Source organism: Rhizobium sp. 05N430 (assembly GCF_056396985.1).
Genome location: NZ_JBFTMO010000013.1, coordinates 119,556 through 143,841, shown reverse-complemented (window position 1 = coordinate 143,841; position 24,286 = coordinate 119,556). Strand labels below are relative to the sequence as shown.

Below are 24,286 nucleotides of genomic sequence, written 5' to 3'. Positions count from 1 at the left end.
AAACGACGTCATATGGCGTCATTGCCGCATGAGAGCGGCATGAATTGAGACCCTGCGCCGAGGCGCGGGGCAGAAACGCGTTGGTACTCCGCCCGGAAAATCAAAATGGGCGGATGAGCAGCTAATGCGGCGAGTTTTTCAACGATATCCGCCAAAAGCAGACATCGCGCTACCCCGCGGCCACAGGCTGCTAGGCGGCGGAGACAGAGTCTCTCGCCGCCCTCCTTGGGCACCTATAGTGGAGGCTAGATGCCGGAAAGAACTCCAATGTCGCCGGAGCGCCAGACGTTGTCGACGGTGTTGCGGGTGATGACCCAGAGGCCGCCGTTCCTCTTGAGTTCGACGTCGTAGCGGTTCTTCATCAGGTAGTGACGCGAGGGATCGCTGCGGGGAACGTGCTGGGCTTCGACGAGAACGTCCATGCGTGCGGTGTCTCCATCGATCGTCACCCGCGGATTGCTGACGGAATGCGTCGTGTCCAGGTTGGCGAGCGATGTCGCCAACGCCGAGACGATGACATCCCGGCCCTCGATGACGGGATATTCGAAGCCGGCCTTGGCAGCAGCCGGTCGGAAGTCGGAGACGGCATTCTCCGCCAGCGATGATGCGAGGAGATCGCTGTCGCGAAGATCGATGCCGGCCGTGAAGCGATAGAGAGCCTCGACGACGGCGAGCCGGTCTGCAGCATCCTGTGCGAAGGATGGCGATAGGGTCATGAATTTGCTCCTTGTCGTGCCGGAGGCCTGCGGAATGCACGCCCTCCCCGGCATCGGCGCGCTGGGCGCAGATGTTCCTGTTTCGATAGGGCTGAAAGTTAGTCTGTTATTCGAGATCGGCGTCGATGCGCTCGATCAGGCCATCGGGATTGACCGCGATCTTCAGGATCCCGATCTCGTGTCCGAAATCGCCTGTGAAATCGAGCCGGACGTCCGAATGGAATTCGTCGAGTTCTTTGATCGACAGCAGCTTGCTGTTGGTGCTGTAACCAACGAAGAACCGCTCGAGGTAATGCCGGACACCATCGCGGCCGACAAAGGCGTCGCCGACTGAAACGTCGTCGATGACGGCGTCGGCTGTGAACAGCGACAGCGTCCCTTCCACGTCGAAGGCATTGGCGGCCATGATGAAGGATTCGATGAGCTTCTGCATGACGCCGGTCTCCTTAGACATCGTTGATCGAGGTATCGGCGATGGTCTGCGCGAAGCCGCTTCCGAACAGGGTCGCAGGCGTCTGGAAGCCGGGACGGACTTCGCCGCCAAGGACGCGCCGGCCAGCCTCGGCCGCCGCCATCGCCGTGAACGTGTAGCCGTTGACCGTATCGAGGATGGAACGGGTGATCGTTCCATCTGCGCCAGTGACTTCGACGGCTGCCTGGTAGCGGTTCGCCCGCCGCTCCTCTTCACTGGGGCCGTCCGGTAGGGTCGAGAGATCACCCTGCGGGAAACCATCGCCGGTGACATGCACAAAGGTCTCGACGTCGGGGACCCCCGTCGCCAGCCAGATGGTGATAAGATCAGGCAGCGTCACCGGGAAGCAGTCGACCGCGCCCTTGCCGAAATCGAACTTGCGGACGCCGTCGGCGGCAATCGAGACAAGCTCTCCGTCCACACGGGCCAGGGTTTCGCCTGTGACGTTCTCCATGGCGCTGATCGCCGACCCGCGCGAAAGTCCGCCTGCGACATGCAGCGCAATCCTGATCTTGCGAGGGTCGTTCACACGAGCGACCGCATGTCCGGCAAGGCTGCCGAGCATGGAGACGCTTCCGCCGCCGCCCGGCATGAGCATCACGCCCGCAGCCTTCGCGTCGTCGTCGAGCGTGCCGCCCAGACGGTAGCTGTCGAGTTCGGCCGCCGTGTCGAGATAGTGGATACCGTTGCGGATCGATGCCTTCATCAGTGCATCGGCGGTGCGCATGAATGGTCCTGCGCAGTTCAGCAGGACGGAGACGCCGGCCAGACCGACGTCAATTGCCGCAGCATCATCGAGGCCGAAGACGCGGTACTCGACGCCGAGTTCCGCAGAGAGTTTCGAGAGGGTCGCTTCGTTGCGGCCGGCGAGAACGAGAGGCGTCCGGGCAGCCTTCGCATGTTCCGCCGCCATGCGGCCGGTATAGCCGGTCGCGCCGTAGATCATCAGCTTTGTCATATCAGTGCTGCCATTCCTTGTAGACGAATTCGAGACTGTAGCCGTCCGGGTCGCGAACCTGGGCGGCGTAGTAGCGAGGGTCGTAGTGAAGCTGCGCTCCGGGCGGATGGATTTTTGACGCGCCCGCGGCGACAGCTGCGGCATAGGCGGCGTCGACCTGGGAGGTGCTGTCGGCGACGAAGCCGATATGAGCAGCACGGCCTTCGACCACGCCTTCGCGGAGCCAGAAGAACACCCTGCCATTCGCGCCGAACCCCTTCAGATCAGGATGGCCGGGCGGCCCGTCCTTTCCGTCATAGTCATGAGCATGAACAATCCCGAGTGGTGCCAGTGCCGCTTCGTAGAAGGCAATCGACCGATCGATGTCGCTGACGGATATGAAGACATGGTCGAGCATGGTGCTCTCCTTTGCTCAGATAATGTATCCGCCCGAGACCTCGATGTTCTGGGCGTTGATCCAGCGGTTCTCTGCCGACAGGAGACTGGCGACGACTCCACCGATCTCTTCAGGCTCGCCGACACGGCCAAGTGCGGTTTGGCCTGCCAGCATGGCCTCGAACTCGTCGTTCAGGCCGCCGCCAAGCTCCGTGCGGATTGCGCCGGGTGCGATCGAGTTCGCCCGGATGCCGCGCTCGCCGAACTCCTTGGCCATGTAGCGGGTCAGGACCTCGAGACCACCCTTGAAGGAGGCATAGGGCGCGACGCCAGCGGTCGCCACGCGCGAGGTGGCGCTGGTGATGTTGATGATCTGGCCGCCATTCGCCATCAGCGGCAGCAGGATCTGGGTCAGGAAGAACGGCCCCTTGAGATGAACGTTAAAGAGCCCGTCGAACTGTTCTTCCGTAACAGTCGCGATCGGATTGAAGAGGCCGTATCCGGCATTGTTGACGAGATAATCGAAATCGTCCCGGCCGAAGATGGAACGCAGTTTCGAAGCAACAAAATCCCGGAAGGCCGGAAACGCGCTGATGTCGCCGACGTCGAGTTTTAGGGCAACGGCCTTACCGCCGTTCCCGATGATTGCCTTGACGACATCGTCCGCTTTTGCCGGGTTGCTGTTGTAGGTCACGACGACGCCCATTCCTTTGCGGGCGCATTCGATGGCTGTGCTGGCTCCGAGACCCCGGCTTCCTCCGGTGACGATGACGATCTTCATGGCTGTTTCCTTGCCTGTTTGCTGTGCCCTGAAGCTAGGCCTGTGCCATCTTGCCCGCTCACCTATTCCTCTCCGAAGCTTGCCTATTTCTGCTTTACGCTTGCAGGGGCTTTCTCGAGCTGTCACGGTCATCGCTATGGAAAAGCAACTTCAGGAACTGCGTGCCTTGGCATCGACGGCGGAAAACCGCCGCACGGAAACGGGAATTCCCCGTGTTGCGATGGTCCAGGGCGAGATCCCGGAGCATCGGCTCTCTGCCGTCTACGAGCCGATGATCAACCTGATCCTCACTGGCTCGAAAACGATGACGGTCGGCGAGCGGACATTCGCCTACGACCCGGCGACGTATTTCGTCATGTCGGTCGATCTTCCGGCGGTGGGGTCGGTTCACCCTTCGGTGGCGGGAGAACCCTATCTCGCGGTCAGCCTGACACTCCACCCGCCAACGGTCGCCGCCCTCATCAGCGATCTGCCCGTGCAGGTGTGCAGCAAGCTGTTCGGCTCCGGTTTCTCCGTCGCGCCGGTCAACGACGAGTTCCTCGACGCCTGGGTGCGGATGCTCCGGCTGATGGACCGTCCGGACGAAATCGCCGTGCTTGCACCTGCCTACGAGCGTGAGATCCTCTTCAGGGTGCTGAAAGGCCCGCTCGGCTGGATGCTGCGGGACATTGCCGCGCCAGATGCTGCACTATCGCGGATCGGCGTTGCGATCCAATGGATCCGGGAAAATTTCGCCAAGCCGCTCAGGGTCGAGGCTCTCGCGGAGATGGCGGCGCTCAGCGTCTCGGCGTTCCATCGACACTTCAAGGCAATCACGGCACTCAGCCCGATCCAGTACCAGAAGCAAGTCCGGCTGCTGCATGCGCGCAGGCTTTTGATGGTTGGGGAAGGAACGGCAACGTCGGTCGCCTTCTGCGTTGGTTATGAAAGCCCGAACCAGTTCAGCCGTGAATACGCAAGGCAGTTCGGACTACCGCCCTCGAAGGATGTCGTGCGCCTTCGGGGGTGAGACCGTGTGACGGGATGCTTTCCTGCAACGACCGCTTTGGGTCGAAAGCGGCCACCGCGCCGTAGCCAACGAGCATCTGCTGGCCATAACCGCAATCCTCCTCAATCCTTATACCCCGACCCCTCGCGATCCAGCACCCGGCGCACACTCTCCAGATGCATCCGCGCACTCTCGGGGTCGCCCTCGCGCATCTGCCGTGCCGCCGCCGCCGCCACCTCGGGCGCGACCGGCAGCAGGCGGCGGCCGGTGCTCATGGCCTTGAGCTGCACTTCGGCGGCGCGTTCGAGGTAGTAGAGATCGTCCCAGGCCTCGGCGATATTGGGGGCGCAGACCATGACGCCGTGGTTCTTCATGAACAGGATGTCGTTGCCGCCGAGGACGGCGGCGATGCGGTCGCCTTCGCGCTCGTCGAGCGCCAGGCCGTTGTAATTCTCGTCGACGGCGACGCGGCCGTAGAATTTCAGGGCGGTCTGGCCGGCGAAGATCAGCGGCTCGCCTTCGACCATGCTCAGCGCCGTCGCGTTCGGCATATGGGTGTGGAAGGCGGCGCCGACGCGCGGCGACATTTTGTGCAGGCGGGCATGGATGAAGAAGGCGGTGGCCTCGGGCACGCCGTCACCGGCGACCACATTGCCCTCGAAATCGCAGATCAGCAGCGACGAGGCGGTGGCTTCCTGGAAAGCCCAGCCGAGGCGGTTGACGAGGAAAAGATCGGGATGGCCGGGGACGACGGCCGAGAAATGGTTGCAGATCCCCTCTTCCAGGCCGAGCTTTGCAGCCATCCTCAGGCAGGCGGCGAGATCGGCGCGGGCCTTCCAGATCTCGTCCGTATCGAGCGGGATGTTGCGCAGGATGGCGGGGCCGCCCTTCGAGAGATTGAGTTCGTGCGCCATGTTTGCCTCCGCAATATCCGTTACATCCAGCCGGCGGCAGCGAGCACGCCGGGTACCTTGTCGAGCGTTGGCACCACCGCGTTGGCGGCGTAATCGGCGAGCGGCTTGCGCCCCGTGCCGCGATCGACCCAGACCGTACGAAAGCCGAGTTCGCGGGCGGCGGCAAGGTCGAGATGCGGGCTGGCGCAGATATGCACCAGATCATTGATGCCGATGCCCAACTCTTTCCAGGCGTGACGGAAGATCTGCGGCGACGGTTTGTAGGCGCCGGCCTGCTCGGCGGTGATGACGCGGTCGACATGGCCGCCGAGCTGGGCAACATTGCCTGCGATGATCGCATCGTCGGTGTTGGAGATGATGGCGAGGCGGAAACCGGCTGATTTCAGCTGACCGAGCGTTTCGACGACTTCGGGGAATGGCGGCATCCTGCCGATCGAGGAGGTCAGGATCTCGGCATCATCGAGCGTGAAGCCGAGGCCGAATTCGCCCATCGCTTTTTCCAGCGCCAGGGCGCTCACTTCTCTGAAGGATCGGTGCGGGCGCTCTTCCTCCAGCGCGTGCTCATGGCGGTCATAGGTGGCGATGAAGGCTTTCTGGTCGATGTCACCGCCCTTGGCGGAGAGAATGCGATCCATCGCCGCCAGCAGCCCCTCATCCCACTGGATCAGGGTTCCGTAGCAATCGAATGTCAGCCAGCTCGGCCGGGTGCCTGGAAGCGTCATCTGCGTCATCTCCGTTGATGCCGCCAGATTGACAAAGCGCGCGGTCATTGAGAAATTAAATATAGAAATTTCTCTCAGTGAAAAATCGAATGAGCTACGGATTCGACCTCGATCTTCTCAGAACCTTCGCAGCCGTTATCGATTGCGGCGGCTTCACCAAGGCGGCCGAGCGGGTGCATCTGACGCAATCGACCGTCAGCCAGCAGGTGAAGAAGCTCGAGGCCAATCTCGGCCACACGCTGCTGTTGCGCGACAAATCGACGGGCGGAGTACAGACGACGGAGGCGGGCGAGCTGCTGCTGAGCTATGCCAGGCGGCTGCTTTCGACAGCCGACGAGGCGTCTGAAGCGATGCGCAAACCAGCAGCGCCGAAGACCGTTCGTCTCGGCGTTCCCGAGGATTTCGCCGGGCGGCGGCTGATCGATCTGCTCTCCGGCTTCTCGGCGGCCTCGCCGCACATCCGGCTGGATACGGTGAGCGGCTGGAGCACGGAGCTCAAGCGGCTGCTCGATGCCGGCGAGATCGATCTGGCGCTGATCAAGCGCGAACCCGGCGATGGCGCGGCATTGGCGAGCTGGAGCGAAGAGCTGATCTGGGTCGAAGGCGGGCAGCCGAGCGCCGGGAGCGACCCGGTGCCGCTGGCGGTTTTTCCCGTCGGCTGCATCTATCGCGACCGGGCGATCCGCGCCATCGAGCGCAGCGGGAGGCGCTGGCGGATCGCCTATACCAGCCAGGGGCTGATGGGCGTGCAGGCCGCCGTCGCCTCCGGCCTCGGCATCAGCCTGCTGCCCTCGGATGCGGTGCTGCCGGAACACAGGCTGCTTTCGGCGGATGACGGCTTCGAGCAGCAGCCGAACTCGGAACTGGCGCTGGTCAAGGGACGGACGCGGCTATCGGCGGAGGCGAAATTCCTCGGTGAGTTTCTGACGGATAACCTAGCGCCCTAGTGATGCGGCAGGGGCGAGCCTCAGCCCGCCCCTTTGCATTTGCTGATATCAGCCAAACTTCTCGGTCGTATCCGCCTTGCCCTTCACCCAGTAGCCCGAGGCCTTGATCCAGGCGAGCGGATAGCCGCGCTCTTCGGTCAGATAGGCGCGGATGGCGCGGACGACGGAGGCTTCGGCGGCGACCCAGACGAGGGTCTGCGGGGCGATGTCGATGCCGCTGAGCGCCGCGATGATCGGCGCGGCATCGGTCGCTTCCGACAGCGGGCGGTGGACCCAGCGGGTGGAAAGCGCCGCCTTCGTTTCGAAGACCTGTTGCTCTTCCGGCCCGGCGACGGCGCCGAGCACGGTGATGGCAGTGTCCTCGCCGCTTTCCTCGATGCGGCGGCCGATCGCCGGCAACGCGGTTTCATCGCCGACCAGCAGCCAGCGCTTCACCTTGTTCGAGATGACCGCCGAGCCGCGCGGGCCGCCGATTTCGAGCGTGGTGCCCGGCTTCGCATCGATCGCCCATTGGGTGACCGGACCGGCCTCATGGAGGGCGAAATCGATCGTCAGGCTGCGGGCGGCGTTGTCGTAGCGGCGCGGGGTGTAATCGCGGCGCTCTTCCTCGCCACCCTCACCCGGTACTATGACCTTGATATGGTCGTCAGGGGCGAGGCTGACGAAATCGGCGAGGTCTTCGCCTGTCAGCACGACGCGGCGCATGCCGGGCGTGATGTCGGTGACGCTCTCGGCGATCAGCGAACGGCGGCGCAGTTCATGCCTGACACGCTCGATTTCGGGTGCGGCATTGGCGTTGTTTGCAGAGTTGGTGTTGTTATCCATCTTGTCCTTCATGGGGCTCATAGAGCTCGATCCGCAGGACATGGTCGCGCAGATCGAAGCCGCAGAGCCGTTCGATCATACGCGTTGAGTGACGTTAACGCTTACGTGGCCGGGCAAGCGCCCGGACATTGACGAACCGGCTTTAACCGACAGAGCCCCTCGCCGCAAGACGGACGGCGCAGCGAATATCCGATGTTACTAAGATTTAACTTTTGCAAGGCCGATCATCCGCGTCAGATATTTCCCATATAGGCATTCGAAAGCAGATGGAAAAGATGATGGACGCCAAGATCCGCACGGTTCTCGACATATATGAAGAGATGATCGCCAAGGAGCGCACCAGCCCCCGCATCGAGCCGCCGGGCGGGMGGGACGGCGGGCAGGACCGGCGGATGCGCGCCGTCGGCCCGGAGACCGGCCAGTTTCTGAACATTCTGGCCAAGAGCCTCGATGCGCCCGTCATCCTGGAGCTCGGCACCTCCTTCGGCTATTCCGGCATCTGGCTGGCGGAAGCGGCGCGCGCGGCGGGCGGCAGCCTGATCACCATGGAAATGCACGGCTACAAATCCGCCTTTGCGCAGGAGATGGCGGAGAAGGCCGGGCTGTCGGCGCATATCGACTTCCGGACCGGCGATGCCGTGGAGATGATTGGCACGCTCAAGGCGGGCCTCGATTTCGTCCTCGTCGATCTCTGGAAGGATCTCTACCTCCCCTGCCTTGAGGCCTTCTATCCCCGGCTCAATCCCGGCGCGATCATCGTCGCCGACAACATGATCCGGCCCGGCGACGACAATGTGAAAGCCTATGGCCGGGCGATCCGCGCCAAGCCAGGGATTTCGAGTGTGCTGCTGCCTGTGGGCAGCGGGCTGGAGATCAGCCGGTACGAGCCTTAGCGGAAGGTGGTCTCCATCTCCGGCCGATACCCTTCCTCGCCCCAATGCTGCATCCGCGCGGCTCGCCGCGGCGGGTTGTAGTGGCGTGCGAGCGCCAGGAGAGCGGTGCGCAGCATCAGCTTGGCGGAGCGCACCGGCCATTGGCGTTCGCGCTCCACGGTTTCCAGCCCCTTCATGAAGCAGCAGATATCGAGGGCTGCGCCCGACAGTTCCGGCCCCATCGCCTCGATGGCGCGGTTGACGGCGATGCGGGCGGCTATCGCGCTGTCGGCGAGATCGGCCATGCCACCGCGCTCGCCCTTGCTGCGGCCGGAAAGCCGCGGCTGCCAGGAGGCGGTGACGCGCGGCTGCAGCTGGGCGCGGGTGAAATCGGCATGCAGGTGTTCGCCGGCGGCAAGTGCGGCCTTCGGCAGGAAGGGTTCGCCGTTCCTGTCCTTCAGGCGGGCGAGCGAGGCAAGCGGTGATTCCGCCTCGTTGACCCTGAGCGTCTCGGGCCGGCCATCGATCTCGCGGGTTGCGCGGGTGATAGTGCCGTGCTGCTCGATGAAGGCCTCGTTGCGTTCGGCCAGCGCCCGGCGGAGATAGGCACGCGCTGCCGGCGCCAGCCCGGCGCTGTCCTGCGCCATCGCGACAAGGCCGCGGGAGACGGCTTCGGAGAGCAGTCCGGACGGGATCTCGTAACGGGCGCCGCCGTGCTGGAGGGCGACGGTTTCCGAGCCGAAGCGCTCAAGCAGCACCTCGCCTTTCGCCAGAAACCGCAGCATTTTCAGCATCTGCCTGTCGCTGTTGACGGGTCGCTCAGTCATGGGCCGCTCCTTCCGGAAAGCGGAAGACGGAGACGACGGTGCGCTCGATGGCGGAGACGAAGTCGTCGAAAGCCGGGTCGTCGCGGCGCTGTTCGACGATCATGCAGGCATGGGCGACGGTGGTGCGATGGCGCCCGAAGCCGCCGGCAATCTCCTGCTGCGAGAATTGCAGCGCCGTGTGGCAGGCATACATGGAAATCTGCCGGACATGGCAGAGCATGCGGCGGCGATCCCGCCGCTCCAGCATGCGGCTTCCCGCGATCATCACCATCTCGGCGGTGATCTTCTGGGCGATGCGGCAGACGATGCGCACCGGCAACGACACCGATGGCGGACGCGGCTCGGGCGGTGGAGCCGGCGGCTCGTCGTCGATGATCGGGCGAAGGGCTGTTTCGAGGCGATTGCGCGGTAAAGGGATTTGAGTGTGCGGCATGTGAAACTCCCGGAAATAGGAATTAATTCACACACGATAAGAGAAGAATGCGCGAAGCGGAAGAGCGACGCCGCAACTTTTTCGTGCCTTTGGCCTTGATGGACCTTAACCTGCTGAAATTGAATTTGGATTATTTTCCTATATCGATCGTGCCACCGAAGGAGCGGGAGATGGGCTGCCGGAGAGGAGAAGCCGGATACCGAGGCCGACAAGGACGAAGCCGGTGAACCGCTCCTGCCAGGAGAGCAGTTTCGGAAAGCGGTGAAGAACATTGCCGACGGTTCCCGATGCCAGGGCCACGCCGCCGAGCGAGAGGATGCCGACCAGTTTCTGGATCGATCCGAGAACCAGCAGCTGCAGCCAGACCGGCCCCGTATGAGGATCGACGAAGAGCGGCAGGAAGGTGAACATGAACAGCAGGGACTTAGGGTTGGTCAGGCTGTTCAGTGTTCCCTCGCGTACAGCCTTCCACCCTGACACCGGCCGGGATTTCAGCCTTGCTGCGGATTGATGCGCAAAGCTTGCCCATACCATCCTGATCCCGAGATAGATCAGATAGGCCGCGCCCAGCCACTGGAGGACATGCAGCGCAGACGGATAGGCGGCCACCAGCGACGCCAGGCCAAGGACCAGCAGGCCGACCTGCACGGCCCCGGCGACAAAGACCATGCCGACGACCGTCAGAAGCGCGGTCCTGCGCCCCTGGCCGACGCCGCGGGCGATGACCAGCATCATGTCCGGCCCCGGCGTGATTTCGAGGACGGCAAGGGCGATGAGGAAGGTCAGGAAGATCGAGGCGTCGGGCATGGCTTTGAGATCGTGGAGGGAGGAAAGCTACCAATTGAAAACAAGAGGTAGCGGAAGATGGGTTGCCGTTACAACCCCGCTTCGGCCATCCAGAGCTCGGCGTCGGCGCCTCCAGGGATGCGCAGCGGTGCTGCGGGATCGGTGGCGGCGCGCCAGATGGCTTCGGCGACATCGGGCGCGTGGGTGACCGGGCCGGTATCGTCCTGAACGCTTCTGACGAATTGCTGGATCAGCGGCGCATAATCCGGATCATCGGCGCCGCGCAGATGTGGCCGGGCATTCTGGCCGAAACGAGTCTCGGGCGAGCGGCCCGGCAGGACGATATGCACCCGCACGCCGAACGGCTCCATTTCGACCGCCAGGGATTCGCTCAGCGCATTCACCGCCGCCTTGCTCGCCCGGTAGACGCCGATGACGGGCAGGACCTTGACCGTGACCGTCGAGGTGACGTTGATGATGACGCCGGCGCGCCGCTGACGCATCTGCGGCAGCACCGCCTGGATCATCGCCAATGTGCCGATCACATTGGTCTGGAAAAGCGACTGCGCCGTCTCGGGGTCCGTCAGCTCGATCGGCGCCGGCGCGCCGAAACCGGCATTGTTGACCAGCACGTCTATGGGACCTGCGCTCTTCACCGCTTCCGCGACGCTTGCGGGATTGGTGACGTCGAGCGGCAGGACGCGAAGGCGATCGGATGGCTGAAGCAGGCTGGCAGCCGGCGTGCGCATCGTGGCGATCACCTCCCAGCCGCGGTCGAGAAACAGTTTGGCGGTTTCAAGGCCGAAGCCGGACGAGCAACCGGTGATCAATATCGTGGGCATGCGCTTCTCCATGTGAAAAGGAATGCTGCGATGGTAGTGACCGATGACAGGACTTGATATAGGCTATAGTCTCCTTTTCTTTAGCGTTAGTCCTGATCATGAGCATCGATCCGCTTGCCGACATCGTCACCTTGCTGCAGCCCGCAGCGCGCTTCTCGAAGCTGGTGGAATGCGCCGGTGCCTGGCGTATTCGTCGCGAGGCCACCGGCGAGCCGTTCTATTGCGCCATCCTGGACGGCGCGTGCCGCGTCACATTCGGCGACGATCAGCCCTTCATCCTCGAAGCCGGGGATTTCGTGCTGGTGCCTGCGATGCGCGATCTCGTCAACGAGAGCCTCGATGCTTCCGCCGATTTGCCGGATACGATCCCGGCGCAGCTCGCCGACGGCCGTTTTCGCGCCGGGCGCCTCGATGGCCCGGCGGATCTGCGCATGCGGATCGGCCACTGCAGCTTCGGCGCGCCGGATGCCGCCCTGCTCGTGTCGCTGCTGCCCGACGTGGTGATCGTGCGCGGCGAACCGCGCCTGGCGACGCTGATGCAGCTCCTCGGCGAGGAGACGCGGGCGCAGCGCCCGGCACGCGAACTGGTGCTGGAGCGGCTGCTTGAAGTGCTGCTGATCGAGGCCCTGCGATCAGGGACCGAGACCACTGCCGCACCCGGGCTCAGCCGAGGCCTTGCCGACGAGCGTCTGGCAGCCAGTCTCCACGCCCTGCATGCGCGCCCAGCCCATCCCTGGACGGTGGCCGATCTCGCCGCCGAAGCCGCCCTCTCCCGCTCCGCCTTCTTCGCCCGCTTCAGCCGCATCGTCGGGCTGGCGCCGATGGAATATCTGTTCGCCTGGCGCATGGCGCTCGCCAAGCAGCTGCTGCGCCGGCGGGAGCTCACCATGGACGAGGTGGCCGAGCGTGTCGGCTACGGGTCGGCGAGCACATTCAGCGTGGCCTTCGCCCGCCATGCGGGGGTGCCGCCGGCACGGTTTGCGCGGGGTGGGTGAGGATGGGGCGGACTGGCTGGGCCGCCGCCTCATCTCCCCTTCTGGCACCGTCGTCGATGGGGAGAAGGGACGTCTGCACCCACCACCGCTACCGGCATTCGGTGCGGATGACCGTAAGAGTCATTCACGGCGCAGACGCGCCGTGGCTGGATTCCTGTGAAGAGCACAGGAATGAGGGAATTTGGGGTATTCCGGCCTGCAGATTGCACGGTCGAGACTGTCAGGAAATGAACACTACGCGAACTCCCTCGCGGCCGGTAACGCCCTGAAGCGTTACATCGACCTCCCTCATTCCTGTGCTCGTCACAGGAATCCAGCCGCCGCGCGTCCGCGCGGCGAAAGACTCATCGTCAGTAAGGATAGCTGACAAATGGTATGGACCGAAGGGTGGCTACGGTCAGACCCTTTCCTCGGCACGATGGCGGGGAAAGAGACGCAGGATGATCTTCGAGCGACTGCGTCGTCAGCCGGCATCGCCGGATGCGGACCAAACGACACGAAGGCATCAACCGCAAACCGGTGTCCACCGGCGCCCCCTCGCCCCCTGTCATCAAACTGATAGAATTGACTTGCTAATGATTTGCAATTGCAGATCGGAACGCATTTGATGACCAGAACAGAACCAGAGACGAAAATCCTCCTTCCCCTCGTCGTCCTGTCGATCGCCCAGCTGATCGGCTGGGGCGCCGTCGGTTTTCCGGCGGTGGTCGGGCGGGACGTGGCGGCCGATCTGCAGATCGGCATGCCGGCGGTATTTGCCGGAACGACGACCTTTTACATGATGATGGGAGCCTGCTCGCCGCTGCTGTCGCGGTTCTTTGCCAGCCTCGGGGCGCGGGTGGTAATGATGGCCGGGACGGTGGTTTCGGCTGCGGGGCTCATGCTGGTGTCGCTGGCACATTCGCCCGCCACCTATTTTCTCGGATGGCTTCTGATCGGGGCAGCGGGCAGTGCCAGTCTCACCATGCCTGCGCATATCCTGCTCAACGAGATCGCCGGACGCAGGGCGGCGCGGGCGATCGCGACGCTGATGCTGGTGACCGGCCTGTCAAGCACGATCTTCTGGCCACTCACCTCGTTTCTGGCGGCGCATGGCGGGTGGCGGGGCGCGTGCCAGGTCTATGCGCTGGTCATGGCCTTGGTCTGCCTGCCGCTCTATGGCTTCGGGCTGCCGCGCAGGCGCAACGAGGCCGTCTCTTCTGCAGCGGCGCCGGCGCCGACCGCAGCGCGCGCCTATGACCGGACCTTCTACCTTGTTGTCGCGGCAATCGTCTTCAATGCCTTCATCACCTATGGCTTCAGTTCGGTGCTGATCGAGCTCCTGAAAGGCGAAGGTCTCAGCGCTTCGCAGGCGCTGGCTTTCGGCTCGACGCTCGGCATCATCCAGATCGCCGCCCGCGGGGTGAACCTGATCGGCAAGACCGAATGGGACGGCGTGACGATCGGGGCCGGTGCCTCCGGAATGCTTTGCCTGTCGCTCCTGATCCTGCTCGCCGTTCAGGGCTCGCCCGTCGCCGTCGGGGTTTTCCTGGTGCTCTATGGCACCAGCAGCGGCGCACTGGCGGTGGCCCGCTCTACGATTCCGCTCACCTTCTACGACAAGGCTGAATTTGCGCGCGCCCTGTCGCGGATCGCCCTGCCGCTCAACTGGATCTCGGCGGCCTCGCCGCCGCTGCTGATTTGGCTGATGACCGCGTATGGCAATGGCGCGGTGCTGGCCCTGTGCCTGTTTTGCTCGCTTTGCGCCATCGGCATGCTGCTTTTGCTGCGCGGCCGCCGCCCGGCCGATCAGGCCGCCGCCGTCCCGTCCTAGCCGCAAACAAAAAAGCCGGGCGCAAAGCCCGGCTCTTGACATCGACTGCGCGCTTTTCAGCCGCGGCCGCGCTTGCGGCGCTGGCCGAGACCCATTTCCTTGGCGAGGCGCGAGCGCGCTTCGGCATAGGCAGGGGCGACCATCGGGTAGTCGGCGGGAAGATCCCACTTTTCGCGGTATTCTTCCGGCGAGAGACTGTGATGGGTCATCAGGTGGCGCTTCAGGGACTTGAAGTTGCCACCGCATTCCAGGCAGGTGATCTGCTCGTCCTGAACGGACTTGCGGACAGAAACAGCAGGCTTCTGCTTTTCTACGATCGCTGCGGCGGGCTGTGGTACGGACGTGTTGCTGAGGGCGGAATGCACGTCGGAAATCAGATTGGCCAAGTCGGTGACCGGGACTACATGATTGCTGACATAGGCCGCCACGATGTCGGCCGTCAGCTCTACCAGCAATTCCGGCCCAGTGCCGGTCGCGGTATCCGTCATATTTTATATCTCCTGTTCGCATGCGTGGATGATCTTTGTGCCAAAAAGCACAAGATCGCCTTCGTAGAGGCTAACAGTAGAAGTCCAGCTTACAGCAGCATGTCCTAAAACGCGAATCCACCCCTAGATTCTTGCCGCCGAAATCTGTCCCAATACTGCCTGAATCCGAATCATACGTCGCACTCTTCGACCGCAGCCTTAATTAGACATTGGATATCAACGTTAAGGATGGAAAAAGCGAAACGATTCTAATTCGAAATCAGAACTCTACTTGCAATTCAATTAGCATCGTTTGACCGAAAGTCCAATTCTTATTTGCGTGATCTCTACGTAAAAAATTGTCCGACATTAAGATTTTGCAAGCAAGCATCCGACTTTAGTCCATAAGCAGAGACAAAATTTGCGTAAAATTGCTTAAAGCCCTGTATTTTATACTCTCATCGTTTGCGCATATCGTCACGTACGGAAAATACCGACAAAGCATGTCCGGTGGCATGTGCGGCCCTTGCAAGCAGATGCGCAGCAACCGGAGCGGTCAGAAGCAGAAAGGCTATCCCGGCCACAGCTCGCGTAAAAATTGATAAATCCCCGGAATGGACCCCGGCAGCGAGCAGCAGGAGGCTGGCACCGACCGTGCCGGCCTTGGAGGCGGCATGCATGCGGCAATAGACATCAGGCAGCCGCAGAACGCCGATGGCCGCAGCCAGCGTGAAGAATGCGCCTGCCAGCACCAGGACGGCAACGATGATCGCAACGGCATAATCCATCACCGCACCCTCCCCGGTTTGGCGGCTTTCACTTTTGTCTTCGGTTTTGCGGCCTTGCCCTGCTTCGGAACCGCGTCCGGCTCCGGTTGCCCGGCCGGCAATCCCCGCGACAGTACGAAGCGGGCAAAGGCGACGGTCGCCAGGAAGCCGACGAGGCCGAGCGAGACGGCGATGTCGATGTAGAGCGCGAAACCGGTCTTGACCGCGACCACGGCGATGAAGCCGATGGCGATGCCGGTCAGCATGTCGAGACCGGCTATCCTGTCGGGCAAGGTCGGCCCGGCGGCGATGCGCCAGGCGGTGAGCAGCAACGACAGACCAAGCACGGCCAGTGCCGCATCGGCCGCAAGCTGGATGATGACGGCGGGCTCGATCACCGGAAGGCCTCCATGATCTTGCGCTCGAAGCCTTCGGCAATCGCCTTGCGGGCCGCCTTCGGATCGGAACAGTCAAGCGCATGGACATAGAGCGTCTTGCGGTCGTCGCTGACATCGACCGACAGCGTGCCGGGCGTCAGCGTGATCAGGTTGGCGAGCAGGGTGATCTCGAAATCGCGATCGACGGTCAGCGGAAAGGCGAAGATACCGGGCCGTATCCGCATCTTCGGCCGCAGCACCGTCAACGCCACCGCCGCGGCGGACAGTGCGAGCTCCCGCAGGAAGAGCAGAGCCAGCGACAGAACCAGCCGGAAGCGGCGCAGATAGCCGCTGCCGCCGAAGGGTTCGCGGACAACCGCGAGAACGGCAGCGCCGAGCACGAAGCCGAGCAGCAGATTGTGCAGCGAAGCGCTGCCCGATACGGCGGCCCAAGCAATGGCGAGCAGCAGGTTGAAGACGAAGGCGATCATGGTGTGCGAGCCTCCGGGAAGACCGAATGGATATAGGCGGTCGGATCGGCAAGGTTTTCGGCGGCCTGCTGCGTCAGCGACAGCAGCTGCTCCGGCAGCACGCCGAAGAGCGTGACGAGCGCCGTCAGCGCAATCAGCGGCGCGGCGGCGGTCCAGCCGACCGCCACTGGCGCAAGCGGAGCCGCCGCCGGACGCCAGTAGGCGAGCAGGAAGAGGCGGCCGAAGCAGATCGTCGACAGGAAGCCGCCGGTCAGCAAGACTGCCGCCAGCCACCAGGCGCCGACATCGAGCGAGGCCTTGACCAGCATCAGCTTCGGCCAGAAGCCGGAAAAGGGCGGCAGGCCGGAGGCGGCGAAGAACAGCATCAGCGAGACGGCTGCAAACCAGCCGTTTGCGCGGTAGAGGCCGCCAAGCGATACCAGCGAGAAGCCGCCGCCGAGGCGTCCGGCAATACCGGCTGCCAGATAGAGCGCGGTCATCAGCACGATCGACTGCAGCGCATAGAAGATCGCGCCGCTGACGCCCCCCGGCGTGCCGATCGAGATGCCGATCAGCATGCTGCCGATGCCGGAGATGACGGTATAGCCAAGCACGCGGCGGATATCGCTCTCGGCCAGCGCCCCCAGCGCGCCCGACAGGACGGTGGCAGCGCCGAGGATGGCGATCAGCAGACTGAGCTCCTCGCGCTCGACCGGCATCAGCATGATCATCACGCGGATCAGCGCGTAGATGCCGACCTTGGTGAGCAGGCCGGCAAACAGCGCCGACACGACGGTTCGCGGCGTGTGATAGGAGGCGGGTAGCCAGAAATTGACCGGAAAGGCGGCGGCCTTCATGGCGAAGGCAAACAGGAAAAGAGCTGCCAGCGTCATCAGCGGCGCGCCGTCGCGCAGGCCGGCGGCCTTTTCGGCGATATCGGCCATGTTGAGCGTGCCGAAGATGGCATAGAGATAGCCGACGGCCACGAGGAACAGCGTGGTGGCGATCAGGTTCAGCACCGCATATTTCATCGCTCCGTCGATCTGCCTCCGCTCGGAACCCAGGACCAGCAGGCCGAAGGAGGAGATCAGCAGCACCTCGAACCAGACGTAGAGATTGAAGACATCGCCGGTCAGGAAGGCGCCGCTGACCCCGGCCATGAGCAGAAGCAGCAGCGGGAAGAAGCCGAAGCGGCGATGCCCGGCATCGGTATCGGACAGCGCATAGAGACTTGCCGCCAGCGCCGCGATCGCCCCCGCCAGCGCCATCAGCACGCCGAAGAGGTCGGCGGTGAAGGCAATGCCGAACGGCGGCAGCCAGCGGCCCATCACCATGGTGACCGGGCCTTCGGCGATGACCTTCTGCAGGAGCAGTGCATTGATGACGACGAGAGCCGTCAGGCCGGCGATGGCGATCGGGGCATGGAGATGGATGCGGGACCGTAGCGCAAGTAGCAGGGCGCCGAGCGCGATGCAGAGGGCGACGGGAAGGATGACCAGCCAATGGGCCGCCGGAACGGGGGCGGTGAGCATGGCGGTGGAGAGGTCGAGGGTGGTGGGGGTGGCCATCTAGGGGGTGGCTCCCTTGAGTGTCGAGGGTGAGATACCCCCCTCTGCCCTGCCGGGCATCTCCCCCACAGGTGGGGAGATCGGCTGGGCGCACCCGCCCGCTCCACCTTTGATGATTGGCGAGAAGCGAGCCACTGGTCGATCTCCCCCCTTGAGGGGGAGATGCCCGGCAGGGCAGAGGGGGGTAGCCACGCGCAGAACGCTCTCCATCCTCAATACCCCACCGGCGGAACCGGCTCGTCGCGCGGTTCGGCCAGCCGCATCTCGCCGGTATTGTCGGTGCCGGTGTCCTGGTAGGCGCGGTAGGTCAGCACCAGCAGGAAGGCGAGGAAGGAGAAGGAGATGACGATCGCCGTCAGGATGAGGGCCTGCGGCAGCGGGTTGGCGGCACCCGCAGGAAGGGTGTCGAGACCGGCGGCGATGATCGGCGGCACCTCGCGGGTCAGGCGTCCGGCGGTGAACAGCAAGAGGTTGACGGCATTTCCGAGGATGGCGATGCCGAGCATGATGCGGATCGAGAATTTCGACAGCATCAGATAGATGGCGGCCGAGAAAAACAGGCCTGAGAGGATGGCGACAAGCGGCTCCATCAGTCGTCCTCCCTTTCTTCCAGCGCCAGCGCAATGGCGGTGATGGCGCCAAGCACGACGAAATAGACGCCGATATCGAAGAGCATGACCGAGGAGAGCGGCACTTCCAAACCGAGGATGGTTGGATAGATCCAGAGCCCGGTCATGAAGGGGACGGCGGCAGCGATGGATATTAGCCCGGCAGCCGTGGACATCAGCAGTCCGGCACCGGCGATTGCCAGCGGGTGGATACGGATGGCGCGGCGCACGGCCGGCACGCCATTGGCGATGCCGTAGATCGCCAGCGCGGAAGCCGCGATCAACCCGCCGATGAAACCGCCGCCGGGCTCGTTGTGGCCGCGCAGCAGGATGAAGACGGAAAAGAGCAGCATCAGGGCCGTGAGGAAGGGGGCGATGGTGCGGAAGATGAGGGTGTTCATGGGCGGGCGGCCTCGCCTTCCCTTCTCCCCCGCGGGGAGAAGTTGCCCGGCAGGTCAGGCGCAACTTGTTGCGCCGGGGATGAGGGGGCCGCGGGCTCGAAGCGATTGATGAAGCTGGGCACGGCCTTACCGTGTAGCCCCCTCATCCGGCCCTTCGGGCCACCTTCTCCCCGAGGGGAGAAGGGGAAAACTAGCACCACCATCACGTCTCCCTCCCCGGCCGCTTCGGCAGTGGCCGCGCGCCGCCTGCCCGCATGCCGATCAGGGCGATGATCGCCAGGGCGGCGACGGCGACGACGGCGATTTCGCCCAGCGTGTCGGTGCCGCGGAAATCGACGATGATGACGTTCACGACATTGGCGCCGTGGGCGATGGTCTTCGAATAGGTGTTGAAGAAATCGGAGAGCGTTGCATAGAATGGCCCCGCGGTAGCGCGGATCAGCAGCAGCGTCAGCCCCGCACCGCAGGCGAGCGCGATCGCCGCATCGGCAAAACGCTGGCCGGGCGGGCGGCGGTCGGCGGGCGAGAGCCTGAGCCGGGTCATCACCAGCGCCAGGATGACCACACTCAATGTCTCGACCATGAACTGGGTGAAGGCAAGGTCAGGGGCGCCGAACAGCAGGAAGATCAGCGCCACGGAGAGGCCCTGGATGCCGAGCGCGGCAATCGCCGTCAGCCGGTCGCGCGCCACCAGCACGGCGCCGAGCCCCGCTGCGGCAAGAAGGAACACCGCCCATTCATAAAGGCGCACGTCGCGCGGCCAGACGATCGCCTGTGGCCACTCGCCATAGACATAGAGCGGCACCAGCAAGATCGCCGCCAGCAGCACGAAGGTGGTGGTGACGTAGATTTCGAGCTTTCCCGGCTGCAGCAGCCGGGTGACGCGATGCGAGAGGCGTACAAGGCCCGAGATGAAGAGATCGAAATACCAGTCCGGCCCCGGCCCGGCAGCGCGGAAGAATGCATCCGTCCATCGGCGGCAGCGGTCGAGCTGCCAATAGACGGCGATGCCGAGCGCAATGGTGCCGACTGACAACAGCAGGGGCACGCCGATATGCGGCAGCAGCGAGATGGTGACCTCCACCGGCCGGTGCTCGATCGCCGAGGCCATGGGGATGGAGATGTAGCGATGAACGGCGGGCGCGAAGATGGCAGCGGCAAGGCCGAGCAGCGCCAGAAGCGCCGGGCCGAGCCAAAGCAGCAGCGGCGCCTCGTGGGCGATCTTCGGCGTGGTAACGGGCGTGCCGATGAACGGCTTGAGGCCGACGGCGAAGGCAATCGCAAACATCAGCACATTGCCGAAGATCGCAACCGAGGTGAAGACGATCGAGCGCAGATCGCCGAGCGCCAGGGCGGCATAGATCTCTTCCTTGGCGAGGAAGCCGAAGAAGGGCGGCAGCCCGGCCATCGAAATCGCGGCGGCAAGGGCTGCGGCGCATGTGAGCGGCATAGCCGGTCCGAGACCGCTGAGGCGGGTGACATCGCGGGTGCCGGTCTCGTGATCGAGAATGCCGGCGACCATGAACAGCGCGCCCTTGAACAGCGAATGGGCGACCAGATAGAGCACCGCCGCCTCGATCGCATATTCCGAGCCGAAGCCGGTGAGCAGCACCAGCAGGCCGAGCGAGGCGACCGTCGTATAGGCGAGCTTCAGCTTCAGATCGGTCTGGCGGATGGCGAGCGCCGATCCGGTGACCAGCGTCATGCCGCCGAAGAACGGCAGCAGGATTTCCCAGGCGGGCGTTTCGCCGAGCAGCGGATGGAGGCGGAGCAGAAGATAGACGCCTGCCTTCACCATGGTTGCCGAGTGCAGGTAGGCCGAAACCGGGGTCGGCGCCTCCATGGCGTTCGGCAGCCAGAAGTGAAAGGGAAACTGCGCCGACTTGGTGAAGGCGCCGCCGAGCACGAGGAGCAGCGTTGCCAGATAGAACGGGCTCTGGCGCATCAGATCGCCGGCTTCCATGATCAGCGACAGCTGGGTGACGCCGGTGATGTTCCAGATGAACAGGAGCCCCGCCAGCAGGCAGAGCCCGCCGCCGCCGGTGACGACGAGCGCCTGAAGCGCCGCGCGCCGGGCTGCCTCGCGCTCGTGGTCGAAGCCGATCAACAGGAACGAGGTGATCGAGGTCAGCTCCCAGAAGATGAAGAGCATCAGGAAGCTGTCGGACACGACGAGACCCAGCATCGAGCCCATGAACAGGAAGATGAAGGAAAAGAATCGGCCCTGATCTCTATGGCCCTTCAGGTACCCCCCGGCATAAAGCACGATCAGCGTGCCGATGCCTGTGATCAGCAGCGCGAAGGTCAGCGACAGGCCATCCAGGAACCAGGAGAAGCTGAGATTGTAGCTCGGCACCCAGACATAGCCGCCGGTCGCGACTTCGCCGGCGGCGATTTCGGGCAGAAAGCGGGTGAAATGCAGGAAGGAGAGCAGCGGAAAGAGCGCCAGCGGCCAGGCGGCTTTGGCGCCGAAGATGCGGACGGCAAGCGGTGCGGCGGCAGCGCCGATGAGCGGCAGGCACAAGGCAAGGAATGTCAAAGCCGTGACATCGCCCATGCGCCCTCCCCTTGCCAGAACCCTAGAAAATTCCGGAAAAACCGGGTGCGTCGCCAAGATTTAGGTCAATCGGCGGCGGGCCTCAAGCCTTTTCGGGATGGGTGCACAGGCAAAGCGCGGCCCGGCAGCGGCATGGATCAGCGGCAACAGAAGAACCAGCGGCCAGAACAGGCAGGCGGCCAGTCCGGCGATCTGCCAGGGGCCGAAGCGGTCATGGTTTACCCAGCCCTCCAGCGAGGTGGCGGCCATGCAGACCGCAGCGGCAGCGGCATAGGCAATGACGAAGATAACGGTCAGCACCTCCAGATCCCCCTGTTGCGCCGTTGGCCGACAGAATAGGCGCTGGAGCGGCCAGCCGCAAACCTGCAATAGGGACTAAGCTTTTCAGGCTACCCTTGATCCGGCCCGATTTCCGATCCACATTCCGCAGGTCGAAATTTGTCTTCTCCGGCGCCGAAGGAGCAAGCCCCCATGTCCGACACCGACAGTTTGAAGATCGATAAGACCGACGACGAATGGAAAGCGCAGCTGACGCCGGAGCAATACCGCATCACGCGGCAGCACGGCACCGAACGCGCCTTTACCGGCCCCTACTGGGATCGTTTCGAGACCGGCCTCTACCGCTGCATCTGCTGTAATGAGCCGCTGTTCCGCTCCGACACCAAATTCGACGCCGGATGCGGCTGGCCGAGCTATTTCGAGGCGGTTTCGCCTGAAGCGGTGACCGAGTATCGCGACACGTCCTATGGCATGGTGCGCACCGAAATCCGTTGCGCCAATTGCGATGCCCATCTCGGCCACGTCTTCCCCGACGGCCCGCCGCCGACAGGGCTGCGGTATTGCATCAACGGGCATGCGATGGTGTTCGAGCCGGAGGGGTGATCAGCGGCGCAGGCGCTCGACGACGAGCGCTGCGGCTGGTCTACTGAGGTGCATGACGCGGCGAGGTTAGGAAAACCGTCTAATCGGTCTCTTTCGGACTCACTCCGGCACCCGCAACTCCATAAACGTCAAATCCAGCCAGCGGCCGAACTTCTTGCCGACTTCCCTGAAGGTGCCGCCGTTGCGGAAGCCGAGCTTTTCGTGGAGGGCGATCGAGGCGGTGTTGTTGGCTTCGATCCCGGCAATCATCACGTGGATGCCGTTTTCGGAGGCGCGCCTGATCAGCGCCTGCATCAACAGCTTGCCGATGCCGGCGCCCTGATTGTCTTTCTCGACATAGACGGAATGCTCGACGGTGTGGCGGAAACCGTCGAAGGCACGCCAGTCGCCATAGGAGGCGTAGCCGGCGATCCGGCCGTTGCGTTCGGCGACCAGCACCGGAAAGCCTCTCGCCTTGCGGGCATTGAACCATTCGACGCGGTTTGCGAGATCGACGACCGTCTCGTTCCAGATCGCCGTCGTGTGTTCGACCGCGTGGTTGTAGATGTCGCGGATCGCAGCAAGGTCGGCTTCGGTGGCGTCGCGAAGGGTGACGGCGTCGGTCATATCATGTTCCATTCCGGCGGATATTGCAGGACCGATACGCTGGCATTCCGGGGATGTAAACCCGGAGATTTGCCGCGACTGGGATTGCGGTTTGCGCTAGTCTGCGGCGATCTCTGAGGGAGCCTTCATGCGCCTGTTCTTCGTTCTTCCGCTGCTCCTTGCAGCGGCGCCCGCCCTTGCCGACGGCTGGAAGCCCTATGCCAATCCGCGCTTCGGCTTCGGCTATGTCATCGACCTGCCCGGCGATTTCCGCACGGTCAGCGAGGCCGACAATGGCGATGGCATCACGCTGCAATCGAAGGATGGCAAGGCGACCCTGCTGGTGTTCGGCTCCACCGTGACCGAAGGCACGCTCGGCGAGGATGTAGCCAACCGGAAGCAATCGGAAAAGGACGAGGGCTGGACGATCACCTACGAGAAATCGGCCAAGGACTGGATGAGCTATTCGGGCACCCGCAAGGACCGCATCCTCTATGTGCGGGCGGTCTCGCTCTGCCAGGGCGCCGGCGGCTATTTCACGCTCGAATATCCGAAGGCGCAGGCGAAACTCTACGACCCGACGGTTGCCCATCTGGTCAAGACGCTTTCGGGCCCGCCGCACTGCCGCTGATCAGAGATTGGAAGCGCTCATGCTGAAGCAGGTGAGCACGGCCGAGTAGTGTACGGCGGCCGCGGCAACGACGAAGCCGTGCCAGATGGCGTTCTGAAAGCGCAGCTTTTCCCAGACATGGAAGATGACGCCCGCCGAATAGATCAGGCCGCCGATGACGATCAGAAGCATGGAAGCGAAGGGAATGCGCAAGGCGACAGGCTCTGCGACCAGCACGCCGCTCCAGCCCATCGCCAGATAGAGCAGGATCGCCAGCCGGTCATAGCGCCCGGGAAAGACGCATTTCAGCACGATCCCGGCGATGGCGACCACCCAGATGCCGATCAGCATGGCAAAGAGCAGCGGATCGTCGGAGCCCTTTTCGAGAAACGGCGTGTAGGTGGCGGCGATCAGCACGAAGATCGACGAGTGATCGAAGCGGCGCAGAAACCATTTGGTGCGCGACACCGGCCAGGCATTGTAGGTGAAGGAGATGCCGATGGTCATGACCAGACCGACGCCATAGACCCAGGCGGCAGCCAGCTCGCCATGGCTGCTCCACAGCGTCGCATAGAAGATCAGCACGGTGGCGCCGACCAGCGCCAGCGCCAGCCCGACACCGTGGACGATGCCGTCGGCGATCAGTTCGTATTTGTCGTAAGCCCAGCGGATCCCGTTGAACTCGGCCATCATGCACACCCGTTTTTCATCGGCCGCAATGCTCGCAT

30 protein-coding genes are annotated in these 24,286 nt (G+C 63.7%); 7 read left to right on the top strand and 23 right to left on the bottom strand.

Going from position 1 to position 24,286, the window contains the following annotated elements:
* Positions 1-245: 245 nt before the first annotated feature.
* From AC1DJO_RS23175 to AC1DJO_RS23155, 5 genes are all read right to left on the bottom strand, one after another.
* On the bottom strand, positions 246-716 hold the full coding sequence (locus tag AC1DJO_RS23175) for a nuclear transport factor 2 family protein (protein ID WP_477973086.1): 471 nt from the start codon (positions 714-716) through the stop codon (positions 246-248).
* Between the two features lie 106 nt (positions 717-822).
* Entirely contained in the window at positions 823-1,149 is a 327-nt protein-coding gene (locus tag AC1DJO_RS23170; RefSeq protein WP_477973084.1) for a nuclear transport factor 2 family protein, read from the bottom strand.
* Between the two features lie 13 nt (positions 1,150-1,162).
* Positions 1,163-2,146 carry a saccharopine dehydrogenase family protein gene (locus tag AC1DJO_RS23165; protein WP_477973082.1) on the bottom strand — a complete coding sequence of 328 codons (984 nt, stop codon included), beginning with the start codon at positions 2,144-2,146 and terminating at the stop codon, positions 1,163-1,165.
* 1 nt (position 2,147) lies between these two features.
* Positions 2,148-2,543 carry a VOC family protein gene (locus AC1DJO_RS23160; RefSeq protein ID WP_112541150.1) on the bottom strand — a complete coding sequence of 132 codons (396 nt, stop codon included), beginning with the start codon at positions 2,541-2,543 and terminating at the stop codon, positions 2,148-2,150.
* 15 nt (positions 2,544-2,558) lie between these two features.
* Entirely contained in the window at positions 2,559-3,302 is a 744-nt protein-coding gene (locus AC1DJO_RS23155; protein WP_477973080.1) for an SDR family NAD(P)-dependent oxidoreductase, read from the bottom strand.
* 136 nt (positions 3,303-3,438) lie between these two features.
* Between AC1DJO_RS23155 and AC1DJO_RS23150 the strand changes: the two genes are divergently transcribed.
* Positions 3,439-4,311, top strand: coding sequence for an AraC family transcriptional regulator (locus AC1DJO_RS23150; protein WP_477973092.1), 873 nt, complete (start codon positions 3,439-3,441; stop codon positions 4,309-4,311).
* Between the two features lie 101 nt (positions 4,312-4,412).
* Here AC1DJO_RS23150 and AC1DJO_RS23145 read toward each other — a convergent pair whose 3' ends face one another.
* The gene (locus tag AC1DJO_RS23145; RefSeq protein WP_477973078.1) at positions 4,413-5,204 is read right to left on the bottom strand and encodes an aldolase; all 792 of its coding nucleotides are present in this window, start codon (positions 5,202-5,204) and stop codon (positions 4,413-4,415) included.
* Between the two features lie 20 nt (positions 5,205-5,224).
* Positions 5,225-5,926 carry a haloacid dehalogenase type II gene (locus tag AC1DJO_RS23140; RefSeq protein WP_477973076.1) on the bottom strand — a complete coding sequence of 234 codons (702 nt, stop codon included), beginning with the start codon at positions 5,924-5,926 and terminating at the stop codon, positions 5,225-5,227.
* Between the two features lie 89 nt (positions 5,927-6,015).
* On the opposite strand from AC1DJO_RS23140, the gene AC1DJO_RS23135 reads away from it, so the two are divergent.
* Positions 6,016-6,873, top strand: a complete 858-nt coding sequence (locus AC1DJO_RS23135; RefSeq protein ID WP_477973074.1) for a LysR substrate-binding domain-containing protein — start codon at positions 6,016-6,018, stop codon at positions 6,871-6,873.
* A gap of 48 nt (positions 6,874-6,921) precedes the next feature.
* Here AC1DJO_RS23135 and AC1DJO_RS23130 read toward each other — a convergent pair whose 3' ends face one another.
* Positions 6,922-7,698 carry a siderophore-interacting protein gene (locus AC1DJO_RS23130; protein ID WP_477973090.1) on the bottom strand — a complete coding sequence of 259 codons (777 nt, stop codon included), beginning with the start codon at positions 7,696-7,698 and terminating at the stop codon, positions 6,922-6,924.
* A gap of 278 nt (positions 7,699-7,976) precedes the next feature.
* Between AC1DJO_RS23130 and AC1DJO_RS23125 the strand changes: the two genes are divergently transcribed.
* Positions 7,977-8,591 (top strand): O-methyltransferase, encoded by a 615-nt coding sequence (locus AC1DJO_RS23125; RefSeq protein ID WP_477973072.1) that lies wholly within the window; start codon positions 7,977-7,979, stop codon positions 8,589-8,591.
* Here the strand turns inward: AC1DJO_RS23125 and AC1DJO_RS23120 are convergent.
* The 4 genes from AC1DJO_RS23120 to AC1DJO_RS23105 all read right to left on the bottom strand — a co-directional run bounded on the left by AC1DJO_RS23120 (position 8,588) and on the right by AC1DJO_RS23105 (position 11,458).
* Positions 8,588-9,397 carry a DUF6456 domain-containing protein gene (locus AC1DJO_RS23120; RefSeq protein ID WP_477973070.1) on the bottom strand — a complete coding sequence of 270 codons (810 nt, stop codon included), beginning with the start codon at positions 9,395-9,397 and terminating at the stop codon, positions 8,588-8,590. The two genes, AC1DJO_RS23125 and AC1DJO_RS23120, sit on opposite strands and share 4 nt — an antisense overlap.
* Complete coding sequence (locus AC1DJO_RS23115) at positions 9,390-9,830, bottom strand: helix-turn-helix domain-containing protein (RefSeq protein WP_442207989.1); 441 nt, start codon at positions 9,828-9,830, stop codon at positions 9,390-9,392. Before AC1DJO_RS23115 ends, AC1DJO_RS23120 begins: the two co-directional genes overlap by 8 nt.
* Positions 9,831-9,968: 138 nt before the next feature.
* On the bottom strand, positions 9,969-10,637 hold the full coding sequence (locus AC1DJO_RS23110; RefSeq protein WP_477973068.1) for a LysE family translocator: 669 nt from the start codon (positions 10,635-10,637) through the stop codon (positions 9,969-9,971).
* Positions 10,638-10,705: 68 nt separating this feature from the next.
* Complete coding sequence (locus tag AC1DJO_RS23105) at positions 10,706-11,458, bottom strand: SDR family oxidoreductase (RefSeq protein WP_477973066.1); 753 nt, start codon at positions 11,456-11,458, stop codon at positions 10,706-10,708.
* Positions 11,459-11,556: 98 nt separating this feature from the next.
* Here AC1DJO_RS23105 and AC1DJO_RS23100 point away from each other — a divergent pair, with 98 nt between their 5' ends.
* Positions 11,557-12,453, top strand: coding sequence for a cupin domain-containing protein (locus AC1DJO_RS23100; RefSeq protein WP_477973064.1), 897 nt, complete (start codon positions 11,557-11,559; stop codon positions 12,451-12,453).
* 607 nt (positions 12,454-13,060) lie between these two features.
* Positions 13,061-14,266 (top strand): MFS transporter, encoded by a 1,206-nt coding sequence (locus AC1DJO_RS23095; RefSeq protein WP_477973062.1) that lies wholly within the window; start codon positions 13,061-13,063, stop codon positions 14,264-14,266.
* A gap of 56 nt (positions 14,267-14,322) precedes the next feature.
* On the opposite strand, the gene AC1DJO_RS23090 is transcribed toward AC1DJO_RS23095, so the two are convergent.
* From AC1DJO_RS23090 to AC1DJO_RS23050, 9 genes are all read right to left on the bottom strand, one after another.
* Entirely contained in the window at positions 14,323-14,754 is a 432-nt protein-coding gene (locus AC1DJO_RS23090) for a Ros/MucR family transcriptional regulator (RefSeq protein WP_112389884.1), read from the bottom strand.
* Between the two features lie 437 nt (positions 14,755-15,191).
* On the bottom strand, positions 15,192-15,521 hold the full coding sequence (gene mnhG / locus AC1DJO_RS23085) for a monovalent cation/H(+) antiporter subunit G (protein ID WP_477939626.1): 330 nt from the start codon (positions 15,519-15,521) through the stop codon (positions 15,192-15,194).
* Positions 15,521-15,898 carry a cation:proton antiporter gene (locus AC1DJO_RS23080; RefSeq protein WP_477939624.1) on the bottom strand — a complete coding sequence of 126 codons (378 nt, stop codon included), beginning with the start codon at positions 15,896-15,898 and terminating at the stop codon, positions 15,521-15,523. The genes mnhG and AC1DJO_RS23080 overlap by 1 nt, the downstream gene beginning before the upstream one ends.
* Complete coding sequence (locus AC1DJO_RS23075) at positions 15,895-16,368, bottom strand: Na+/H+ antiporter subunit E (protein WP_477973060.1); 474 nt, start codon at positions 16,366-16,368, stop codon at positions 15,895-15,897. Before AC1DJO_RS23075 ends, AC1DJO_RS23080 begins: the two co-directional genes overlap by 4 nt.
* Positions 16,365-17,915: a Na+/H+ antiporter subunit D gene (locus AC1DJO_RS23070; RefSeq protein WP_477973058.1), complete on the bottom strand. Its 1,551-nt coding sequence runs from the start codon at positions 17,913-17,915 to the stop codon at positions 16,365-16,367. Before AC1DJO_RS23070 ends, AC1DJO_RS23075 begins: the two co-directional genes overlap by 4 nt.
* 212 nt (positions 17,916-18,127) lie before the next feature.
* Positions 18,128-18,505 carry a Na+/H+ antiporter subunit C gene (locus tag AC1DJO_RS23065; protein WP_477973056.1) on the bottom strand — a complete coding sequence of 126 codons (378 nt, stop codon included), beginning with the start codon at positions 18,503-18,505 and terminating at the stop codon, positions 18,128-18,130.
* Positions 18,505-18,924, bottom strand: coding sequence for a Na+/H+ antiporter subunit B (locus AC1DJO_RS23060; RefSeq protein ID WP_112389877.1), 420 nt, complete (start codon positions 18,922-18,924; stop codon positions 18,505-18,507). The genes AC1DJO_RS23065 and AC1DJO_RS23060 overlap by 1 nt, the downstream gene beginning before the upstream one ends.
* A gap of 202 nt (positions 18,925-19,126) precedes the next feature.
* Complete coding sequence (locus AC1DJO_RS23055; protein ID WP_477973054.1) at positions 19,127-21,481, bottom strand: putative monovalent cation/H+ antiporter subunit A; 2,355 nt, start codon at positions 21,479-21,481, stop codon at positions 19,127-19,129.
* A gap of 60 nt (positions 21,482-21,541) precedes the next feature.
* Complete coding sequence (locus AC1DJO_RS23050) at positions 21,542-21,781, bottom strand: hypothetical protein (RefSeq protein WP_477973052.1); 240 nt, start codon at positions 21,779-21,781, stop codon at positions 21,542-21,544.
* Positions 21,782-21,952: 171 nt separating this feature from the next.
* On the opposite strand from AC1DJO_RS23050, the gene msrB reads away from it, so the two are divergent.
* A complete protein-coding gene (msrB, locus tag AC1DJO_RS23045; RefSeq protein ID WP_310291369.1) occupies positions 21,953-22,363 on the top strand; it encodes a peptide-methionine (R)-S-oxide reductase MsrB in 411 nt (136 codons plus the stop codon).
* 99 nt (positions 22,364-22,462) lie between these two features.
* Here msrB and AC1DJO_RS23040 read toward each other — a convergent pair whose 3' ends face one another.
* Positions 22,463-22,969 (bottom strand): N-acetyltransferase family protein, encoded by a 507-nt coding sequence (locus AC1DJO_RS23040; RefSeq protein ID WP_477973050.1) that lies wholly within the window; start codon positions 22,967-22,969, stop codon positions 22,463-22,465.
* A 127-nt stretch (positions 22,970-23,096) separates the two neighbouring features.
* Here AC1DJO_RS23040 and AC1DJO_RS23035 point away from each other — a divergent pair, with 127 nt between their 5' ends.
* Entirely contained in the window at positions 23,097-23,579 is a 483-nt protein-coding gene (locus AC1DJO_RS23035) for a cytochrome c family protein (protein ID WP_477973048.1), read from the top strand.
* Here AC1DJO_RS23035 and trhA read toward each other — a convergent pair whose 3' ends face one another.
* Positions 23,580-24,248 (bottom strand): PAQR family membrane homeostasis protein TrhA, encoded by a 669-nt coding sequence (trhA, locus tag AC1DJO_RS23030; protein WP_477973046.1) that lies wholly within the window; start codon positions 24,246-24,248, stop codon positions 23,580-23,582.
* Between the last annotated feature and the right edge of the window lie 38 nt (positions 24,249-24,286).

Coding starts and splice junctions, on each gene's coding strand:
- AC1DJO_RS23175 (WP_477973086.1), bottom strand. CDS start 716: ATGACCCTATCGCCATCCTTCGCACAGGATGCTGCAGACCGGCTCGCC.
- AC1DJO_RS23170 (WP_477973084.1), bottom strand. CDS start 1,149: ATGCAGAAGCTCATCGAATCCTTCATCATGGCCGCCAATGCCTTCGAC.
- AC1DJO_RS23165 (WP_477973082.1), bottom strand. CDS start 2,146: ATGACAAAGCTGATGATCTACGGCGCGACCGGCTATACCGGCCGCATG.
- AC1DJO_RS23160 (WP_112541150.1), bottom strand. CDS start 2,543: ATGCTCGACCATGTCTTCATATCCGTCAGCGACATCGATCGGTCGATT.
- AC1DJO_RS23155 (WP_477973080.1), bottom strand. CDS start 3,302: ATGAAGATCGTCATCGTCACCGGAGGAAGCCGGGGTCTCGGAGCCAGC.
- AC1DJO_RS23150 (WP_477973092.1), top strand. CDS start 3,439: ATGGAAAAGCAACTTCAGGAACTGCGTGCCTTGGCATCGACGGCGGAA.
- AC1DJO_RS23145 (WP_477973078.1), bottom strand. CDS start 5,204: ATGGCGCACGAACTCAATCTCTCGAAGGGCGGCCCCGCCATCCTGCGC.
- AC1DJO_RS23140 (WP_477973076.1), bottom strand. CDS start 5,926: ATGACGCTTCCAGGCACCCGGCCGAGCTGGCTGACATTCGATTGCTAC.
- AC1DJO_RS23135 (WP_477973074.1), top strand. CDS start 6,016: ATGAGCTACGGATTCGACCTCGATCTTCTCAGAACCTTCGCAGCCGTT.
- AC1DJO_RS23130 (WP_477973090.1), bottom strand. CDS start 7,698: ATGGATAACAACACCAACTCTGCAAACAACGCCAATGCCGCACCCGAA.
- AC1DJO_RS23120 (WP_477973070.1), bottom strand. CDS start 9,397: ATGACTGAGCGACCCGTCAACAGCGACAGGCAGATGCTGAAAATGCTG.
- AC1DJO_RS23115 (WP_442207989.1), bottom strand. CDS start 9,830: ATGCCGCACACTCAAATCCCTTTACCGCGCAATCGCCTCGAAACAGCC.
- AC1DJO_RS23110 (WP_477973068.1), bottom strand. CDS start 10,637: ATGCCCGACGCCTCGATCTTCCTGACCTTCCTCATCGCCCTTGCCGTC.
- AC1DJO_RS23105 (WP_477973066.1), bottom strand. CDS start 11,458: ATGCCCACGATATTGATCACCGGTTGCTCGTCCGGCTTCGGCCTTGAA.
- AC1DJO_RS23100 (WP_477973064.1), top strand. CDS start 11,557: ATGAGCATCGATCCGCTTGCCGACATCGTCACCTTGCTGCAGCCCGCA.
- AC1DJO_RS23095 (WP_477973062.1), top strand. CDS start 13,061: ATGACCAGAACAGAACCAGAGACGAAAATCCTCCTTCCCCTCGTCGTC.
- AC1DJO_RS23090 (WP_112389884.1), bottom strand. CDS start 14,754: ATGACGGATACCGCGACCGGCACTGGGCCGGAATTGCTGGTAGAGCTG.
- mnhG (WP_477939626.1), bottom strand. CDS start 15,521: ATGGATTATGCCGTTGCGATCATCGTTGCCGTCCTGGTGCTGGCAGGC.
- AC1DJO_RS23075 (WP_477973060.1), bottom strand. CDS start 16,368: ATGATCGCCTTCGTCTTCAACCTGCTGCTCGCCATTGCTTGGGCCGCC.
- AC1DJO_RS23070 (WP_477973058.1), bottom strand. CDS start 17,915: ATGGCCACCCCCACCACCCTCGACCTCTCCACCGCCATGCTCACCGCC.
- AC1DJO_RS23065 (WP_477973056.1), bottom strand. CDS start 18,505: ATGGAGCCGCTTGTCGCCATCCTCTCAGGCCTGTTTTTCTCGGCCGCC.
- AC1DJO_RS23060 (WP_112389877.1), bottom strand. CDS start 18,924: ATGAACACCCTCATCTTCCGCACCATCGCCCCCTTCCTCACGGCCCTG.
- AC1DJO_RS23055 (WP_477973054.1), bottom strand. CDS start 21,481: ATGGGCGATGTCACGGCTTTGACATTCCTTGCCTTGTGCCTGCCGCTC.
- msrB (WP_310291369.1), top strand. CDS start 21,953: ATGTCCGACACCGACAGTTTGAAGATCGATAAGACCGACGACGAATGG.
- AC1DJO_RS23040 (WP_477973050.1), bottom strand. CDS start 22,969: ATGACCGACGCCGTCACCCTTCGCGACGCCACCGAAGCCGACCTTGCT.
- AC1DJO_RS23035 (WP_477973048.1), top strand. CDS start 23,097: ATGCGCCTGTTCTTCGTTCTTCCGCTGCTCCTTGCAGCGGCGCCCGCC.
- trhA (WP_477973046.1), bottom strand. CDS start 24,248: ATGGCCGAGTTCAACGGGATCCGCTGGGCTTACGACAAATACGAACTG.